Source organism: Streptomyces albiflavescens (assembly GCF_014645835.1).
GTDB lineage: Bacteria > Actinomycetota > Actinomycetes > Streptomycetales > Streptomycetaceae > Streptomyces > Streptomyces albiflavescens.
In genome coordinates, this window is sequence record NZ_BMMM01000017.1 from 108,009 (window position 1) to 123,629 (window position 15,621).

General features: G+C 70.0%; 16 protein-coding genes. 12 read left to right on the top strand and 4 right to left on the bottom strand.

The features are described from left to right. Positions 1–131 precede the first annotated feature (131 nt). The 4 genes from glnA to pspAB all read left to right on the top strand — a co-directional run bounded on the left by glnA (position 132) and on the right by pspAB (position 3,813). Entirely contained in the window at positions 132–1,541 is a 1,410-nt protein-coding gene (gene glnA / locus IEY95_RS36590; RefSeq protein ID WP_189190503.1) for a type I glutamate--ammonia ligase, read from the top strand. A 142-nt stretch (positions 1,542–1,683) separates the two neighbouring features. Continuing rightward, positions 1,684–2,172, top strand: coding sequence for a DUF8453 domain-containing protein (locus tag IEY95_RS36595; protein WP_189190504.1), 489 nt, complete (start codon positions 1,684–1,686; stop codon positions 2,170–2,172). 108 nt (positions 2,173–2,280) lie between these two features. Continuing rightward, the gene (gene htpX, locus IEY95_RS36600) at positions 2,281–3,204 is read left to right on the top strand and encodes a zinc metalloprotease HtpX (protein WP_189190505.1); all 924 of its coding nucleotides are present in this window, start codon (positions 2,281–2,283) and stop codon (positions 3,202–3,204) included. A 21-nt stretch (positions 3,205–3,225) separates the two neighbouring features. Then, entirely contained in the window at positions 3,226–3,813 is a 588-nt protein-coding gene (gene pspAB / locus IEY95_RS36605; protein WP_189190506.1) for a PspA-associated protein PspAB, read from the top strand. A gap of 15 nt (positions 3,814–3,828) precedes the next feature. On the opposite strand, the gene IEY95_RS36610 is transcribed toward pspAB, so the two are convergent. After that, positions 3,829–4,122, bottom strand: coding sequence for a hypothetical protein (locus tag IEY95_RS36610; protein WP_189190507.1), 294 nt, complete (start codon positions 4,120–4,122; stop codon positions 3,829–3,831). Between the two features lie 280 nt (positions 4,123–4,402). Here IEY95_RS36610 and IEY95_RS36615 point away from each other — a divergent pair, with 280 nt between their 5' ends. Next, positions 4,403–6,040, top strand: coding sequence for an alpha/beta fold hydrolase (locus tag IEY95_RS36615; protein WP_189190508.1), 1,638 nt, complete (start codon positions 4,403–4,405; stop codon positions 6,038–6,040). 62 nt (positions 6,041–6,102) lie between these two features. Here the strand turns inward: IEY95_RS36615 and IEY95_RS36620 are convergent, their stop codons facing one another. Together IEY95_RS36620 and IEY95_RS36625 are read right to left on the bottom strand one after the other, a co-directional pair. Beyond that, positions 6,103–7,470 carry a DUF2252 domain-containing protein gene (locus tag IEY95_RS36620; RefSeq protein ID WP_373294625.1) on the bottom strand — a complete coding sequence of 456 codons (1,368 nt, stop codon included), beginning with the start codon at positions 7,468–7,470 and terminating at the stop codon, positions 6,103–6,105. Then, a complete protein-coding gene (locus IEY95_RS36625; RefSeq protein WP_189190510.1) occupies positions 7,467–7,961 on the bottom strand; it encodes an FxLYD domain-containing protein in 495 nt (164 codons plus the stop codon). Before IEY95_RS36625 ends, IEY95_RS36620 begins: the two co-directional genes overlap by 4 nt. 197 nt (positions 7,962–8,158) lie before the next feature. On the opposite strand from IEY95_RS36625, the gene IEY95_RS36630 reads away from it, so the two are divergent. Further along, complete coding sequence (locus tag IEY95_RS36630) at positions 8,159–9,343, top strand: winged helix DNA-binding domain-containing protein (protein ID WP_189190618.1); 1,185 nt, start codon at positions 8,159–8,161, stop codon at positions 9,341–9,343. A 177-nt stretch (positions 9,344–9,520) separates the two neighbouring features. On the opposite strand, the gene IEY95_RS36635 is transcribed toward IEY95_RS36630, so the two are convergent. Then, complete coding sequence (locus IEY95_RS36635; RefSeq protein WP_189190511.1) at positions 9,521–9,829, bottom strand: hypothetical protein; 309 nt, start codon at positions 9,827–9,829, stop codon at positions 9,521–9,523. 164 nt (positions 9,830–9,993) lie between these two features. Between IEY95_RS36635 and IEY95_RS36640 the strand changes: the two genes are divergently transcribed. The 6 genes from IEY95_RS36640 to IEY95_RS36665 all read left to right on the top strand — a co-directional run bounded on the left by IEY95_RS36640 (position 9,994) and on the right by IEY95_RS36665 (position 15,555). Further along, complete coding sequence (locus IEY95_RS36640; RefSeq protein ID WP_189190512.1) at positions 9,994–10,353, top strand: arsenate reductase family protein; 360 nt, start codon at positions 9,994–9,996, stop codon at positions 10,351–10,353. 126 nt (positions 10,354–10,479) lie between these two features. Then, positions 10,480–11,151: an SCO2207 family protein gene (locus IEY95_RS36645; RefSeq protein WP_189190513.1), complete on the top strand. Its 672-nt coding sequence runs from the start codon at positions 10,480–10,482 to the stop codon at positions 11,149–11,151. 374 nt (positions 11,152–11,525) lie between these two features. Beyond that, positions 11,526–12,554: a glutamine synthetase gene (gene glnII, locus IEY95_RS36650; protein ID WP_189190514.1), complete on the top strand. Its 1,029-nt coding sequence runs from the start codon at positions 11,526–11,528 to the stop codon at positions 12,552–12,554. 83 nt (positions 12,555–12,637) lie between these two features. Then, positions 12,638–13,558 (top strand): DUF6891 domain-containing protein, encoded by a 921-nt coding sequence (locus IEY95_RS36655; protein ID WP_189190515.1) that lies wholly within the window; start codon positions 12,638–12,640, stop codon positions 13,556–13,558. A 329-nt stretch (positions 13,559–13,887) separates the two neighbouring features. Continuing rightward, positions 13,888–14,466, top strand: a complete 579-nt coding sequence (locus tag IEY95_RS36660; protein WP_189190516.1) for a winged helix-turn-helix domain-containing protein — start codon at positions 13,888–13,890, stop codon at positions 14,464–14,466. A 108-nt stretch (positions 14,467–14,574) separates the two neighbouring features. Next, positions 14,575–15,555, top strand: a complete 981-nt coding sequence (locus IEY95_RS36665) for an NAD-dependent epimerase/dehydratase family protein (protein WP_189190619.1) — start codon at positions 14,575–14,577, stop codon at positions 15,553–15,555. Positions 15,556–15,621: the final 66 nt, after the last annotated feature.

The window sequence follows — 15,621 nt, forward strand, 5'->3', positions numbered from 1 at the left end:
TTGGGCGAAACAAATGGGTCACGCTTGAGAAATCCCCCGTCCCTAAGGTCGGCTGCAGCGTGTGCCACCGCACTGGCCGCACGAACGAACTACCACCCCGGTCCACTGTGGGCGGGAGTAGGAGGAGCTGGATGTTCCAGAACGCCGACGAGGCCAAGAAGTTCATCGCGGACGAGGACGTCAAGTTCGTCGACGTCCGCTTCTGCGACCTGCCGGGTGTGATGCAGCACTTCACGATTCCGGCGGAGGCCTTCGACCCGGCCGAGGAGCTGGCCTTCGACGGCTCCTCGATCCGCGGCTTCCAGGCCATCCACGAGTCCGACATGGCGCTTCGCGCCGACCTGTCCACCGCGCGCGTCGACCCCTTCCGCCGCGACAAGACGGTCAACATCAACTTCTTCATCCACGACCCGATCACGGGCGAGCAGTACTCCCGTGACCCGCGCAACGTGGCGAAGAAGGCCGAGGCCTACCTCGCGTCGACCGGTATCGCCGACACCGCGTACTTCGGCCCCGAGGCCGAGTTCTACGTGTTCGACAGCGTGCGCTTCGAGACCAAGTCGAACGAGGCCTTCTACCACGTCGACTCCGAGGCGGGCGCCTGGAACACCGGTGCCATCGAGGACAACCGGGGTTACAAGGTCCGCTACAAGGGCGGTTACTTCCCGACCCCGCCGGTCGACCACTTCGCCGACCTGCGTGCCGAGATCTCCCTGGAGCTGGCCGCCTCCGGCCTCCAGGTCGAGCGCCAGCACCACGAGGTGGGCACCGCCGGCCAGGCCGAGATCAACTACAAGTTCAACACGCTGCTCGCCGCGGCCGACGACCTCCAGCTCTTCAAGTACATCGTGAAGAACGTCGCCTGGCGCAACGGCAAGACCGCGACCTTCATGCCGAAGCCGATCTTCGGTGACAACGGCTCGGGCATGCACGTCCACCAGTCTCTGTGGTCGGGCGGCTCCCCGCTGTTCTACGACGAGGCCGGCTACGCGGGCCTGTCGGACACCGCCCGCTACTACATCGGCGGCATCCTCAAGCACGCCCCGTCGCTGCTCGCCTTCACGAACCCGACGGTGAACTCGTACCACCGCCTGGTCCCCGGCTTCGAGGCCCCGGTCAACCTGGTGTACTCGCAGCGCAACCGCTCCGCGGCCATGCGTATCCCGATCACCGGCTCGAACCCGAAGGCCAAGCGCGTCGAGTTCCGCGCGCCCGACTCCTCCGGCAACCCGTACCTGGCCTTCTCGGCGCTGCTCCTCGCCGGCCTCGACGGCATCAAGAACAAGATCGAGCCGGCCGAGCCGATCGACAAGGACCTCTACGAGCTCGCCCCTGAGGAGCACGCGGGCGTCGCGCAGGTCCCGACCTCGCTGCCGGCCGTCCTCGACCGCCTCGAGGCCGACCACGAGTTCCTCCTCGCGGGCGACGTCTTCACGTCCGACCTGATCGAGACGTGGATCGACTACAAGCGCACCAACGAGATCGCCCCGCTGCAGCTGCGCCCGCACCCGCACGAGTTCGAGCTGTACTACGACGTGTAAGCCCGTCGCACCAGCTGTACGCCGTCGGCCGTGCCCTTCCTCTCCGGGAGGGGCACGGCCTTCGTGCTGTTCGGCCAGGAGTAACGCCCGTGACGATCGGGAAGGACCAGGGTCTCAGGGCGTCATGGGGGGGGGCAGCCAGGTGAATTCGGACACGGTCACCGCCATATCGGCGACAGTCATAGCGCTCGGCTCGCTCTGGGTCAGCATCTCCCAGACCAGGGCCACCCGAGAGCACAACCGGCAATCCGTCAGACCCCTGCTGCAACTGCGCCACCGCAAGTGGTATGACGACCACAAGGCCGGCCTCCGGGTCATCAACGCGGGGCTCGGGCCGGCCATAGTGACGAACACAGTGGTGCGGCTGGACGGAGTGGAGATCGGGCAGTGGAACATCGAGACCATTGACCGCATTACCGCACCCCTGCCGGCGCGGCCCAAGACGTACACCCTGCGACCGGGTGCAGTCGTCGTAGCGGGGCAGTCCATCTTCTTGTTCTACCTGGAGCACTTCAGCGAGGACGAGCACGACTGGTTCTGGGATCTCGTCGCCCGGCGACTGGTGGTCGAGGTCACCTACGAGTCCCTGTATGGCGGCGAGAACTTCAAGGCGGTCCCGCCCACGTCCTGACACCGGCCGTTCTTTGCCCTCCATGGAGCCTTTCGGACCCTGTTCATGGGGAAGCGCAGGCGCACAATGGGTAGCGGGACGAGTGCCTGAGTGCAGGGGTGATGCGAGATGCAGAGCCGGTTCCGGAGTGATCGGCGGCTGACCGTACGGATGACGGTCACGTTGTTTCTGCTCGGATTGCTGTACGTGGCGTTCGTCGCCGCGTTGATCGTGCTGCTGAAGTCCTGGGTGCTGGTCGTCGTGATCGCGGCCGGGCTGCTGGGCGCGCAGTACTGGTTCTCGGACCGGATCGCGCTGTACGCGATGCACGGGCGGATCGTGGAGCGCGAGGAGTATCCACAGCTCCACGGGGTCGTGGATCGGCTGTGTGCCGTGGCGGACATGCCGAAGCCACTGGTCGCCGTGTCCGACCTCGATATGCCGAACGCGTTCGCGACCGGGCGCAATGCCGATCATGCCGTGCTGTGCGTGACGACGGGATTGCTGCGGCGGCTCGAGCCCGATGAGCTCGAAGGCGTGTTGGCGCACGAGCTGTCGCATGTGGCACACAAGGATGTCGCCGTGATCACCGTGGCGTCGTTCCTCGGGGTGCTCGCCGGGCTGATCGTGCGGTTCGCCTTCTACTCGCAGCTCTTCGGCGGACGCGGGAGGAAGGACCAGAACACGGTGGTGATCTTCCTGGCCGTGATGGCGATCTCCGCGGCCGTGTACGCGATCAGCTTCCTGCTCATCCGGGCGCTGTCCCGGTATCGCGAGCTGGCCGCCGACCGGGCCGCGGCCCTGCTCACCGGGCGGCCCTCGGCACTGGCGTCCGCGCTGACCAAGGTCACCGGGGACATCGCGCGGATCCCGACCAAGGACCTGCGGACGGCGCAGGCGTTCAACGCCTTCTACTTCACCCCCGCCCTCGGCGCCGAGCCGAGCATCTCCAAGCTGTTCTCCACCCACCCGAGCCTGGAGCAGCGGCTCGAACAACTGGCCCGTATCTCGGCCGAGTTGGGCGAGGCGGCGACCCCCGGAAGCGCCGTCTGACTCCCCCGGAAAGGCATCTGCATGGGGTTCCTGGACATCCTGCTCGGCCGCACCAAGGCCGTCGCGCCCGATCTCGACCAGCTCTTCGGGCTGCCGTCGGCGGCCGTGACCCTGCAGGCGGCCGCCGGGTTCACACCGACCGGGACGGGTGCGGTGTGCTTCGCGTCAGTCGAGGGCGCCGCCTTCGCCGAGGCGCACAAGGAGGTGCAGGCGCTCCTCGACGCCGACGCCGAGCGGCGCGGGCCGCCGGTGGAGGTCACCCGGGACGAGTACGGCTACTCGTGGCTGGTCTCACGGCGGGAGCCCGAGGAGCTGCCCGCCCTGGTGAGCGATCTGCACGCGGTGAACAGCGCGCTGGAGGGCAGCGGCTTCGGACCGCAGCTGCTCTGTTCCGTCGCCGCCTTCGAGGACACCGAGCGGCAGCGGCGGCTCGGGCTCGTCTATCTGTACAAGCGCGGGACCTTCTATCCCTTCGCGCCGCTGGCCGGTGACGGCCAGCGGCGCGACAACGCGCTGGAGCTGCAGATCAAGGCGACGCTCGCCGACGATCTGCGGATCGAGCAGGACCTCGGCCGCTGGTTCCCGATCTGGGGCGCGCCCGGCCTGTGAGCCGGTGACCGGAGGTCACTTGCCCTGTTCGCGTGCCTGGCGGCGGGACTCCAGGGGGCGCTCGCGGCGGTAGCGGCGCTCCCACTTCGCCTGTCGGTCACGGCGGTCGCGGTACGCCTTGTACGACGCGGACGTGGACGGCGGCGGGGGCCCCGAGGCGGATCCGCCACTCGACGAGGACGCCGAGGACGAGCCCCGCCCGTACTGCATATACATGAAGAGCACGCCGACCGCGGCGAGCCACCAGATGTGATTGCCGAATCCCAAGACGACCAGGACAACGGTCCCGGAAATGACGATGGTGCCCATGACGGGCCTCCGTGGGCGTGGGTGATGACTGGGTGGTGTCCGATGTGTCCGACGGGGCGCTGGGGGTGGGCGACCGCCAGTCGGTGCGTAGAGAGTAGCCCTGACTCCGTCGAGTGATGCCTGTCCGGCGGAAAGCGGTGGTGAGCGGCTCCGTAACGCATGTCCAGGGTAGGGATGCGGTCACTCCGCGTGCATCTCCTTTTCTTGCGACCCGGTCGGGCGGTGGCGGCCTGGCGGGCGGGCGACGGCGGCATGAGTGGGCGGCATGAGTAAATGAGGGGTGCTCTCTCCCTTCACGTACGACCACGACGGTGAACGACTGAGCTGCGTAGGCGGCGGTGGCGACAACGACGGCGATCGAGAGCCGGCCACCGCCGTTGTGCTGCACGGCGCGGGCAACGGAAGCAAGGAGCGACTGATCCCGCTCCTTGAGGAGTTCGCCGCGCGCGGCTGCCGCGGCCTCGCCCTCGACTTCTCCGGGCACGGCGAAAGCACGGGCGAGCTACGGGAGTTGAGCCTTCAGCGGCGTTTCGAGCAGGCCGTCGCCGTCATCGACGCGACGGTCTCGGCGAACGCTCCGCTGATCCTCGTCGGGTTCAGCATGAGCGGCCAGACGGTGGCCGATCTCGCGGGGCACTACGGGGAGCGGGTGGCAGCGCTCGGGCTGTGCGCACCCGCGGTGTACGGCCCGGAGGCCTGGCCGATTCCGTTCGGCGACGGCGATGGCCGCTTCAGCGAGATCATCCGTACGCCGGACAACTGGCGCCGGGCCCCGGCGCTCGACATCCTGCGGGCGTACACGGGGCGCGCGGTGCTCGCCGTGCCGGGCACGGACATGGTGATCCCGCCCGCGGTGACCGAGGCCGTGACGGACGCGCTCGCCACCAACGCCCAGTTCACACGGCTCGAACTGGCCGACGCCGAGCACATGTTGGGCCTGTGGTTCCGCGACCACGCCGAGGACCGGCAGCGGTTCGTGGATCTCGTCCTCACCGGGCTCGGCGACCAGGGATGGACGGCGACCCGGACCTGGGTGGCCAAGCGGCTGCCGGACGGCAGGACCGTACGGGAGTCCACGCCCCTGCGCGGCGGCTGGAGTTCCCAGATGCGCCGGCTCACCCTCGACGACGGCACCGGCCTGGTCCAGCGGTCCTTCGTCAAGCCCTTCTACCGGCGGCACGCACCGGGGCTGCTGACCCGCGAGGCGTCCGTCCTCACCCTGCTCGCCGCCCACGACGGTGTGCCCGCGCCCGAGCTGTACGCCGTCGACGCCACCGCGGAACACTGCGACCATCCCACTCTGTTGATGTCCTCGCTCGCGGGCACGGTCCGGCTCGACGAGGGCGATCTGGAGCGGCGCCTCGACCTGCTGGCGCGTCAACTCGTCGGCATCCACGGGGTGGTTCCCGCGGAGCGTCCGCGCCCCTACCAGCCGTGGACGTCACCCGAGCGCGTCCGTACGCCCGCGGGTGCGCCGTGGGACCACGCCGTCGACGTGATCCGGCGCGAGGCGCCCTCGTACGAAGGGTGTTTCCTGCACCGGGACTTCCACCCCGGGAACGTGCTGTTCACGGGTGCGGGCGACACCCTGCGGATCAGCGGGGTCGTCGACTGGGTGGAGACCTCCTGGGGCCCGGCCGACCTCGACGTCGCCCACTGCTCCACGGCCCTCGCGCTGCTGTACGGGGAGACGTACGGGCTGGGCTTCCGCGAGCGGTACGAGGCACACGGCGGACGCCGACTGGCCGACGGCGAGGACCACTTGTACTGGCGGCTGCTGGACGCGCTGGCCTACTCCCCCGACGCCGAGAAGGTCGCCGCACCCTGGCGTGAGCTGGGGCGCACGGATCTCACGCCGGAGGTGCTGGGCGGACGACTCGGCGCGTATGTGGCGGGACTGCTGGAGCAGTACGGCTGACGGGGGCTGCACGGGTACGGCTGACAGCCGCTGTCCAGGGACGGGTACGGGTACGGGTACGGTCAGACGCCCGGCGCCGCCTGGACCACTCCCGCGATCACGGCCGCGCCCAGCGCCGCATGGTCCGCGGCGTTCTGGTCCGCGTAGCGCAGCGCGAACTCCGCGACGGCGCGGTCGAAGGTGTCGGAGCCGCCCAGGTACCCGGCGATCGCCATGCGGTCGCCGGAGCGGGCGTGGGCGCGGGCCAGCGCGGTGCCGCACAGGCCGGCGTAGTTCTGGAGCCGGCGGGGGCTCATGCCCGCGACGTCCGCGGAGCCCTTCATGTCGCGCATCTGACGCCAGTAATAGGCCCGTCCCTGCGGCCCGGACATCCAGCCGAGGAAGATGTCGCTCGCCGCCTGCAGCAGCTGCTGACCGGCGACGACGCGATGCCCCGGATGGACGTACGGGCCATTGGGCAGATGGTCTTCGAGTACGGACTTTCCGGCCTCCTTGATCTGCAGGAACAGCGGATCGCCCGCGTCCCGCCCGGCGAGCAGCACGATGAAGCAGCGGGTGCCGACGCTGCCGACACCGACGACCTTGCGGGCGGCGTCGACGAAGCGGTAGCGGTCGAGGAGGAGGCGGCGTTCCTCGGAGAGCGTGGAGCGGTAGTCGCTGAAGATCTTGCGGAGCGAGGCCATGTCGGGGGCTCCGGCAGGTTCCAGCAGGGGCGGGACGTGGACGATGCGGGGGCGTCCGTCGACGGTCTCGGTGAGTTTGCCGAGCGCGTGCAGGCTGGTACGGCGGCGGGCCCGGGAGAGGGTCGACTCGACCTGCTTGCGACGGCGGGCGGAACGGACGAGCGGGAGCAACTGGTCGGCGTCGATGCGCTCGTACCAGACGGCCAGCTCGCCGCGCGCGGCGAGCCGCCGGATGCCCGTGCGGTACTCGCCCGCCGCGGCCTGGGCGGCGCGGCGGACCTGCTCCTCGGGGTGCCCGTTCTCGCGGGCCGCGACCGCGACGCTGGCCGCGAGCCGTTTGACGTCCCACTCGAAGGGACCGGGAAACGTCTCGTCGAAGTCGTTGAGGTCGAAGAGCAGGGTGCGTTCCGGGGAGGCGTACAGGCCGAAGTTCAACAGGTGGGCGTCGCCGCACAGCTGCACCATGAGTCCGGTGTGCGGCTGGGACGCCAGGTCGGCGGCCATGACGGCGGCGGCGCCGCGCAGGAAGGCGAGCGGCGAAGCCGTCATCCGCCCGTACCGGATCGGCATCAGCTCCTGAAGCCGGTCCCGGCCCTGCCGTTCGAGTACGGCGACGGGATCGGGGCGGTGGGCGGCCGGGATCCAGTCGGCGTGCGAGGTACGGGGAGCGCGTTTGCGGGCCGCCTTGCCCTGAGCGGCACGGTCCGCCGGAGTGGCGGTGGCGCCGTTCTGGACCACGACCGTCAGTGCCGCACGGCTCGGGCGATGTCGGCGATGACGTCGCCGGAGAGGGTGCGATTGCTGCGGGCGGTGGCGTCCTTGGAGGCGCCCGCCGCGACGTCGTTCACCGTGACGACGACCGTGTCGAGAAGGTTGCCGTCCTTGTCGCGGAAGTTGACCTGGACGGCGTACGACTTCTCCGAGGAGGCGGAGTTGGTGACGGTCACCTTGGCGGTGGAGCGCCCGTCCGAGTCGGTGGTCACGTGACTGTCGAGCTTCACGTCGCCCTTGGCGTTCACGCCGTTCTTGAACTCGTCCAACCTCCGGCCGACCTCGGCGGTCGCGGAGGCCAGCGCCTCGCCGGCCTCGGACGCGGCGGACGCGGCTTTGGAGACCGGGCTCGCGGGGGTGTTGTCGTCCGAGCAGCCGGTCAGCGGCGCGGCCAGAGCCGTCGTCGCGGCCGCCGCCAGGATCAGCCCTCGTATGCCGTGCCTGCCGTGCCTGCCGTACCTCTGCATGGGATCCTCCGACGTGCTCCTCGTCGTTCCCCTTCGGAATCCGCTCGCCGCGGTGCTCTCAGTCAAGGCTGTGAGCAGCGCCTACGCACGCCGGATACGGCGAACGGGTGAGTCGCGCCCACTACTGATCGCATGTTCGAGAGGATGAGGACCACTGGCACATCGCGGGACCGGCTGGAGGCGGAGTGGGCGGGAAGATGCGGCACATCGGGGTGGCGGAACGGCGGGCCCGGCTCGCGCTGCGGCAGCGGCTCGTGGGCGCCGCGCGAGCGGCGCGTCCCGAGGAGGTCGCGGGGTCGCTGGTCGCGCTGCACGGCACCGATCCGGCGACGGTGTACCTGGCGGTGGGCGCGCGGCTGACGGATGCCGGGAAGACGGTGGCGGAGGTCGACCGGGCGCTGTACGAGGACCGGACCCTCGTGCGCATGCACGGCATGCGGCACACCGTGTTCGTGTTCCCGACCGAGCTGGCCGCCGTGGTGCACGCCTCGACCGGGCTCGCCATCGCCGCGAAGGCCCGGGCCAAGCTGATCAAGGACATGACCACCGGCAGCGACGGGCGGCTGACCGAGGAGTGGCTGGCGGAGGTCGAGGCATCCGCGCTCGCCGCGCTGGCCCGGCGCGGGCAGGCCACGGTGAACGAACTCACCCGGGACGAACCGCGGTTGAAGGAACAGTTCACCTACGGCGCCGGCAAGAGCTACGAGAGTCCGCACACCGTGTCGTCCAGTCTGATGCGGGTCCTCGGCGTCGAGGGCCGGGTGGTGCGGGGGCAGCCGATGGGGTCGTGGACGTCCAGCCAGTTCCGCTGGGCGGTCGCCCCTCCGCATCCCGAGCTGCCCGCCGCCGAGGCGCAGTGCGAGCTGCTGCGGCGTTGGCTCGCGGTGTGCGGGCCTGCCACGGAGGGCGACCTGAAGTGGTGGACGGGATGGAAGGTGACGGAGGTGCGACGGGCGCTGGCCGCTGTCGGAGCGGTGGCCGTGTCGCTCGACGACGGGGTCACCGGATACGTGACGGACGGCGATGTCGATCCCGTCGCCGGCCCTTCCTCCCCCTGGGCCGCGCTGCTGCCGGGCCTCGATCCGACGGCCATGGGGTGGCAGGAGCGGGACTGGTACCTCGCGCCGTCGCTGCGTCCCGCCCTCTTCGACCGCAGCGGGAATGTCGGGCCGACGGTGTGGTGGGACGGGCGGGTGGTCGGGGGGTGGGCTCAGCGGGCCGACGGTGAGGTGGTGTGGCGGCTTCTGGACACGGAGGAGTTGGGGCGGGACGCCCGCGATGCCATCTCCGGGGAGGCGGCGCGTTTGCAGGCGTGGCTGGGGACGACGCGGGTGACACCGCGCTTCCGGACACCGCTGGAGCGGGAACTGTCGTCGGGCTGAGTCTTCTCGCCGTGAGTTTCCTCCCCCCCTCCGCCCCTGCCCGTCCCGTACTGGGGCTGCGCCCCCAGTACCCCCGCCAAAAGATCGCGCAGTTCCCCGCAGCCGAAAGGCTGGTGCGGGGACGGGCAGGGGCGGAGGGGGCGAAACACCGCTCTGGCGCCCGCCCCCACCCCGGGCTCAGCGCGAGTACCTCATCAGCGCCCGGACCATGTGGCACGTGATGTCCGACGGCGGGTGGACGCCGATGAGTTCCGCGGTGTTGCGTATCTTCTCGTTGCGGGCCTGGTTCGGCATGTAGACACCGGAGTCGAGCAGAGCGATCGCGAGGCGCATCGCCTTGAGCCGACGATTGTGGGTGACATACCAATCGCGGGGACGCCCCGGCGGCAGCGGGCGCTTCTCCACGGGCTCGTACGGCAGGTCCAGCAGGACCGCCCTCTTGGACGTGGACTGAGTGGGCAGCGGCTTCAGTGCGGCAGCGGGCACAGGCATCCTCCTGTCGCGGTCAGGGAACCGTCCGGACCCCCCGGCGGCACCCTCGAACACTGCTTCTATTCTACTGCCGACCACTGACAAAAGCCGCTGGCCACAAGGGCTTTGGAAGTGCCGTGACACCAGCGGAAGAGGGTGTCTCGCGTAACGTGTGCGGCATGGAGATCTGGATCAACCCCGCCTGTTCGAAGTGCCGCAGCGCCCTGAGCCTGCTCGACGCGGAGGGCGCCGACTACACGGTGCGCCGCTACCTGGAGGACGTACCGACCGAGGACGAGATCCGTGAGGTACTCGATCGCCTCGGACTCGAACCGTGGGACATCACACGGACCCAGGAAGACGTCGCCAAGGAGCTGGGGCTCAAAGAGTGGGCTCGGGACGCCGGTTCGCGGGACCGGTGGATCGCGGCACTGTCCGAGCACCCCAAGCTCATCCAGCGGCCGATCATCACCGCGGAGGACGGGACGGCGGTCGTGGCCCGCACGGATGAGGCGGTACGGGATACCTTGTCCCGATAGGCGTCCGTGAAGTCGTCAACTCCCTTGTGATCTACGTTACTTCAGCAACTCTCGTAACCGTTGAGTAACCCCGTTCGGCATCTCGTACATAGCGACGTACCACTCCCCCTCACCCAGGAGGCGTGCATGTCGCGTAGGAGAACTCTCAGCACCAAGAAGAAGCTGGCACTGCTGGTCAGCGCCGCAGCCGTGGCCGGAGGTGGGGCCTTCGCCCTGGCCGCCACCTCGAACGCGGCGTCGGTGCAGAACGCGCAGACCTCGACGGTCTGCAAGGGCCTTGCCACCGCGCTCGGCAACAACCAGAAATTCATCGACGGCCAACGGGCCAACCCCGACGCACAGTCGGCGGCCCGGATCACCAACCGCGAGGCCGTCATCGCGCAGATCAAGGTCCAGCAGGAGGCATCGGGCTGCACGGTCGGGGAGTCGGCTCAGGACTCCCAGGCCGGTGCGCAGCCCGCGCAGTCCGCTCCGGCAGCGTCGGCTCCGGCGCAGTCCGCGCCCGCGCAGAGCGCACCCGCGGACAATGCCGGTGGCGGCGCAGCCACCGGTCAGCAGGTCTGTGCCGGTTCGACCGTCACGCTCTCCGGTGAGGGCGGCGCCCCGGCGGCGTCCAGCAACCAGTTCCCGGCCGGCACGAAACTCAAGGTCACGAACCTGGACAACAACAAGTCCACGACCGTGGAGGTCACCTCGGTGTCCGGCAGCTGCGTCCTGCTGAACAACGCGGCGTTCGAACAGGTCCGGGAGCCCGGCAAGTTCCTGATCCGCAAGGCCCGTATCGAGAAGGTGGGGTGACATCCGGCAGTCCGGACACCCGTCGTCGGCCCTGTTGCTCCCCGCCTGGAGCAACAGGGCCGACGCATGAGAATTCGCCCATAGCGCGCTCACTCCCCTCGCATACAAGCCGTCGCTCGGCAAAGGCAGCGGGACCGACGGGATCGGCCGGGCCGCCGATCGCGGTCGCGGTCGCTCCCGCGCAAGCACGCCCGCCGGGAAAGGGACGCGTGAGAACGCGCACACACAGCCCAGGTAACACGGGGTTCACACACGGGCAATGATCGGGAAATCGCCTGTTGGCAGGCTGCCGGGCATCCCCAGCGGCGCCCCAGTGCCGCAGCGCCGCAGCACCCGCAAGTGCGACTCGAGACCCACCCCGAAGGATGTGGCCCGTGAGCTTCAAGGCTGAGTACATCTGGATCGACGGCACCGAGCCGACGGCCAAGCTCCGTTCCAAGACGAAGATACTGGCCGACGACGCCAAGGGTGCCGAGCTGCCGATCTGGGGCTTCGACGGGTCCTCCACGAACCAGGCCGAGGGGCACGCCTCGGACCGCGTACTCAAGCCCGTGGCCAGCTTCCCGGACCCGATCCGCGGCGGCGACGACATCCTCGTCATGTGCGAGGTCCTCAACATCGACATGACGCCGCACGAGTCCAACACCCGTGCCGCGCTGGCCGAGGTCGCGGAGAGGTTCGCCGCGCAGGAGTCGATCTTCGGCATCGAGCAGGAGTACACCTTCTTCAAGGGTTCGCGCCCGCTCGGCTTCCCCGAGGGCGGCTTCCCGGCCGCGCAGGGCGGCTACTACTGCGGTGTCGGCGCGGACGAGATCTTCGGCCGTGACGTCGTCGAGGCGCACCTGGAGAACTGCCTCAAGGCGGGTCTGGGCATCTCCGGCATCAACGCCGAGGTCATGCCCGGCCAGTGGGAGTTCCAGGTCGGCCCGCTGGCGCCGCTGGAGGTCTCGGACCAGCTGTGGGTCGCCCGCTGGCTGCTCTACCGCACCGCCGAGGACTTCGGCGTCTCCGCGACGCTGGACCCGAAGCCGGTGAAGGGCGACTGGAACGGCGCGGGCGCGCACACCAACTTCTCCACCAAGGCGATGCGCGAGGGCTACGACGCGATCATCACCGCGTGCGAGTCGCTCGGCGAGGGCTCCAAGCCGATGGACCACGTCAAGAACTACGGCGCCGGCATCGACGACCGTCTGACGGGCCTGCACGAGACCGCCCCGTGGAACGAGTACAGCTACGGCGTCTCCAACCGCGGCGCCTCGGTCCGTATCCCGTGGCAGGTCGAGAAGGACGGCAAGGGCTACATCGAGGACCGCCGCCCCAACGCCAACGTCGACCCGTACGTGGTGACGCGTCTGATCGTCGACACCTGCTGCACCGCCCTGGAGAAGGCCGGCCAGGTCTGATCCGTCCTGCCTGAGCGAGAGGGCGTCCACCGTCGCGGTGGGCGCCCTCTCGCGTTGTCAGTGGCGCGTGCCATGGTTGGCCCATGGAGATCGACGAGTCCCTCGCCATCAAGGTCGAGACGGAGAACTGGCAGACGCACGCGCGGATTTCGGCTGCGCGGCTGCGGGTGCTGGTGGAGCGGATCGGGGACACCGGTGACCGCTATCTCGTCATCCAGCGGATACCGGACATCCCGGACGTGTTCGCGCAGGTGTGGCACGAGGAGGGCCGGGACTACCGCCTGGAGCACCGGCTCGGCGAGGACGAGTTCTTCGGTACGAACCTCGCGGACCCCGACCGGGTGGCGGACCTCCTGACGGGCTGGGCGCGGCAGGAGGCCGGCTGGGACACGGGCGTCGCGTGGGAGCCGGTCGACCTGGGGCCCCGGGAGGAGGTTCCCGAGCTGCCGGACGAGGTGCGGCAGAAGGTCGAGGAGCGCGTGCGGACGCGCCTGCGCTGTGGCTACGACAGCCGGAAGGTGCTGGCCGAGATCGCCGAGGACTATCTGGTCGATGGCGACGACCGGCCGGTGTCGCGCGCTCAGGCGTCGCGGCTGGTGGACCGGTTGTGGCTCGACCGGCTGGCTGAGCAGGAGAGCTGGGCGGGCGTCACCGATCCGGAGCGGATCACGCGCGCCTTCGAGGCGCTGGAGGCGAGCGGCATCACGGCCCGGGAGAACTTCACGTGCTGCCGGGGGTGCGGCCTGACGGAGATAGGCGCGGAGCGGGAGGACGCCCGCGGCTTCGTCTTCTTCCACCAGCAGGTCACCGAGCACGCCGCCGACGGGTACGGACTCGCCCTCCACTACGGCGGGTTCGACGACTCGGCTCGGACCACGACGGCCGTCGGCCACGAGATCGTCACCGCGCTCACCGCCGCCGGGCTGTCCACGGAGTGGGACGGGAATCCGGACAAGGCGATCGAGGTCACCTCGCTGACCTGGCGCAAACGGCTGGAGGGGTGAGGTGCGCAGCGTCAAGTTCCCGCCAAGGGAGCGTCCGACCCGTGAGAGGAGTCTCCTGCCCGGCTCCGGCTTCTGCTTCAATGGGGCCATGGCCAGCTTTCAGAAGTACACCGCGACGGGTCGCCATGACCTCGAGCCTTTCTGGCCTTCCCGTCAGCACCACGACTTCGACCGGGTGTGTTGCCGCGCGATGAACGCGCCGGCCCTCTAAAGCCGTACACCCCGGCCTTCGGCCAGCGCGCACGACGTACGTCCTCGACGGCCCCGACCACGAACTCGCGGTCGTCGACCTTCCCGACGAACTTCTCGCGCGAAAGAGCTGACCTCTCATGGCGACCACTCGTTCCTTCTCCTCCGTCGCGACTGCTCCTACCCCGTCCGCTTCACCGTTCCGGCATCGGCTCCGCGCCGTCGACCGGGACGAGGTGGTGGATGTCGCCGACTTCCTGCCGCCGGGGGCCACCTGGCTGCCCGCTCCCCAGCACGCCCTGCCCGTACTGCCGGGGCAGCCGCCGATGATCGGCTACCTGGTCCTCGTACCGGCCGACCAGCAGCCCGTGCTGCCGGTCGCCGTGCCGGACCGGCCAGAGCCGTCGGCGGCCGCCGACGGTGCCGACCCGCTCGTCCGCATCGACGCGGTGCAGCGCACCGCCGAGGTGGACGGACGGCCGCTCGACCTCACCTACCTGGAGTTCGAGCTGCTCGCGCATCTCGTCGCCCACCCGAACCGGGTGCACACCCGCGACCAGCTGGTCACCACGGTGTGGGGCTACGGGCACGTGGGCGACGGGCGGACCGTCGACGTGCACGTGGCGCGGCTGCGGCGCAAGCTCGGGGGGCAGCACCGGGGGGCGATCCAGACCGTGCGGCGGGTCGGCTACAAGTACGCGCCGCCGACGGCGCGTTGACCGTGAGCCGCGGCTGAGGGCCTCTCGCGGCGGATCTTCTGTCAGCAGATCACGCTTCCGTCCGCTGGGGCACCCATGCAGAGTCGTCGTATGACACGGAGACTTCTGATGCTGGGCGGTACGGAGTTCGTGGGGCGGGCCGTCGTGGAGGCGGCGCTCGGCCGCGGCTGGGAGGTGACCGTCTTCCACCGGGGGCGACATGAACCCCCGTGCGGGGTGCGGTCGTTGCTGGGTGACCGCACCGCGCCCGGCGGGCTCGCGGCGCTTGCCGAAGGCGAGTGGGATGCCGTCGTCGACACCTGGTCGGCGGCGCCGCGGGCGGTCCGGGACACCGCGCGGCTGCTGTCCGGCCGGGTTTCTCAGTACGTGTATGTGTCGAGCTGTTCCGTGTACGCGTGGGCGCCGGCCGCCGGATACACCGAGGACGCGCCCCTCGTGGAGGGGGCGGCCGCGGATGCGGAGCAGACCGACTACGCGCGGGACAAGCGGGGCGGGGAGCTGGCCGTGCTCGACACCTTCGGCGCGGAGTGCTCGCTGCTGGTGCGGTCCGGGTTGATCCTCGGGCCGTACGAGAACATCGGGCGGCTGCCGTGGTGGCTGAACCGGATCGCGCGGGGTGGTCCCGTGCTCGCGCCCGGGCCGCGTGATCTGCCGCTCCAGTACGTCGATGTCCGTGATCTCTCCGAGTGGATTCTCGGGGCCGTGGAGACGGGGCTGGGCGGGGCGTACAACCTCGTCGGTCCGCGGGGACATACGACGATGGGGGGTCTCCTCGACGCGTGTGTTCGGGCCACGGGGGCCCAGGTGGAGCTCCGGTGGACCGATCCCGACGTCGTGCTCGACGCGGGGATCGAGCCGTGGACCCAGCTGCCGGTGTGGGTGCCGGCCGGGAGTGATCTCCATGCCGCCCTCCACGCGGCGGATGTCTCCCGCGCGATCGGCGCCGGGCTCCGATGTCGGCCTGTCTCGGAGACCGTCGCCGATACGTGGAGCTGGCTCCGGAGCCTTGGCGGGGTGGCGCCGCGGCGTCCCGATCGGCCCGCGGTGGGGCTGGACCCCGCGGTGGAGGCGAAGGTACTCGGGGCGTGAGCAGGGGTTTTCGCCCCCTCCGCCCCTACCCGTCCCGCACCTGGGGGCTGCGCCCCCAGACCCCCG

What these genes read in the sequence shown, in the direction of transcription:
- IEY95_RS36665 (WP_189190619.1), top strand. Translation starts at nt 14,575, where the DNA reads ATGCTGGGCGGTACGGAGTTCGTGGGGCGGGCCGTCGTGGAGGCGGCG.
- IEY95_RS36640 (WP_189190512.1), top strand. Translation starts at nt 9,994, where the DNA reads ATGGAGATCTGGATCAACCCCGCCTGTTCGAAGTGCCGCAGCGCCCTG.
- IEY95_RS36655 (WP_189190515.1), top strand. Translation starts at nt 12,638, where the DNA reads ATGGAGATCGACGAGTCCCTCGCCATCAAGGTCGAGACGGAGAACTGG.
- IEY95_RS36660 (WP_189190516.1), top strand. Translation starts at nt 13,888, where the DNA reads ATGGCGACCACTCGTTCCTTCTCCTCCGTCGCGACTGCTCCTACCCCG.
- IEY95_RS36625 (WP_189190510.1), bottom strand. Translation starts at nt 7,961, where the DNA reads ATGCAGAGGTACGGCAGGCACGGCAGGCACGGCATACGAGGGCTGATC.
- htpX (WP_189190505.1), top strand. Translation starts at nt 2,281, where the DNA reads ATGCAGAGCCGGTTCCGGAGTGATCGGCGGCTGACCGTACGGATGACG.
- IEY95_RS36645 (WP_189190513.1), top strand. Translation starts at nt 10,480, where the DNA reads ATGTCGCGTAGGAGAACTCTCAGCACCAAGAAGAAGCTGGCACTGCTG.
- IEY95_RS36630 (WP_189190618.1), top strand. Translation starts at nt 8,159, where the DNA reads ATGCGGCACATCGGGGTGGCGGAACGGCGGGCCCGGCTCGCGCTGCGG.
- pspAB (WP_189190506.1), top strand. Translation starts at nt 3,226, where the DNA reads ATGGGGTTCCTGGACATCCTGCTCGGCCGCACCAAGGCCGTCGCGCCC.
- IEY95_RS36610 (WP_189190507.1), bottom strand. Translation starts at nt 4,122, where the DNA reads ATGGGCACCATCGTCATTTCCGGGACCGTTGTCCTGGTCGTCTTGGGA.
- glnA (WP_189190503.1), top strand. Translation starts at nt 132, where the DNA reads ATGTTCCAGAACGCCGACGAGGCCAAGAAGTTCATCGCGGACGAGGAC.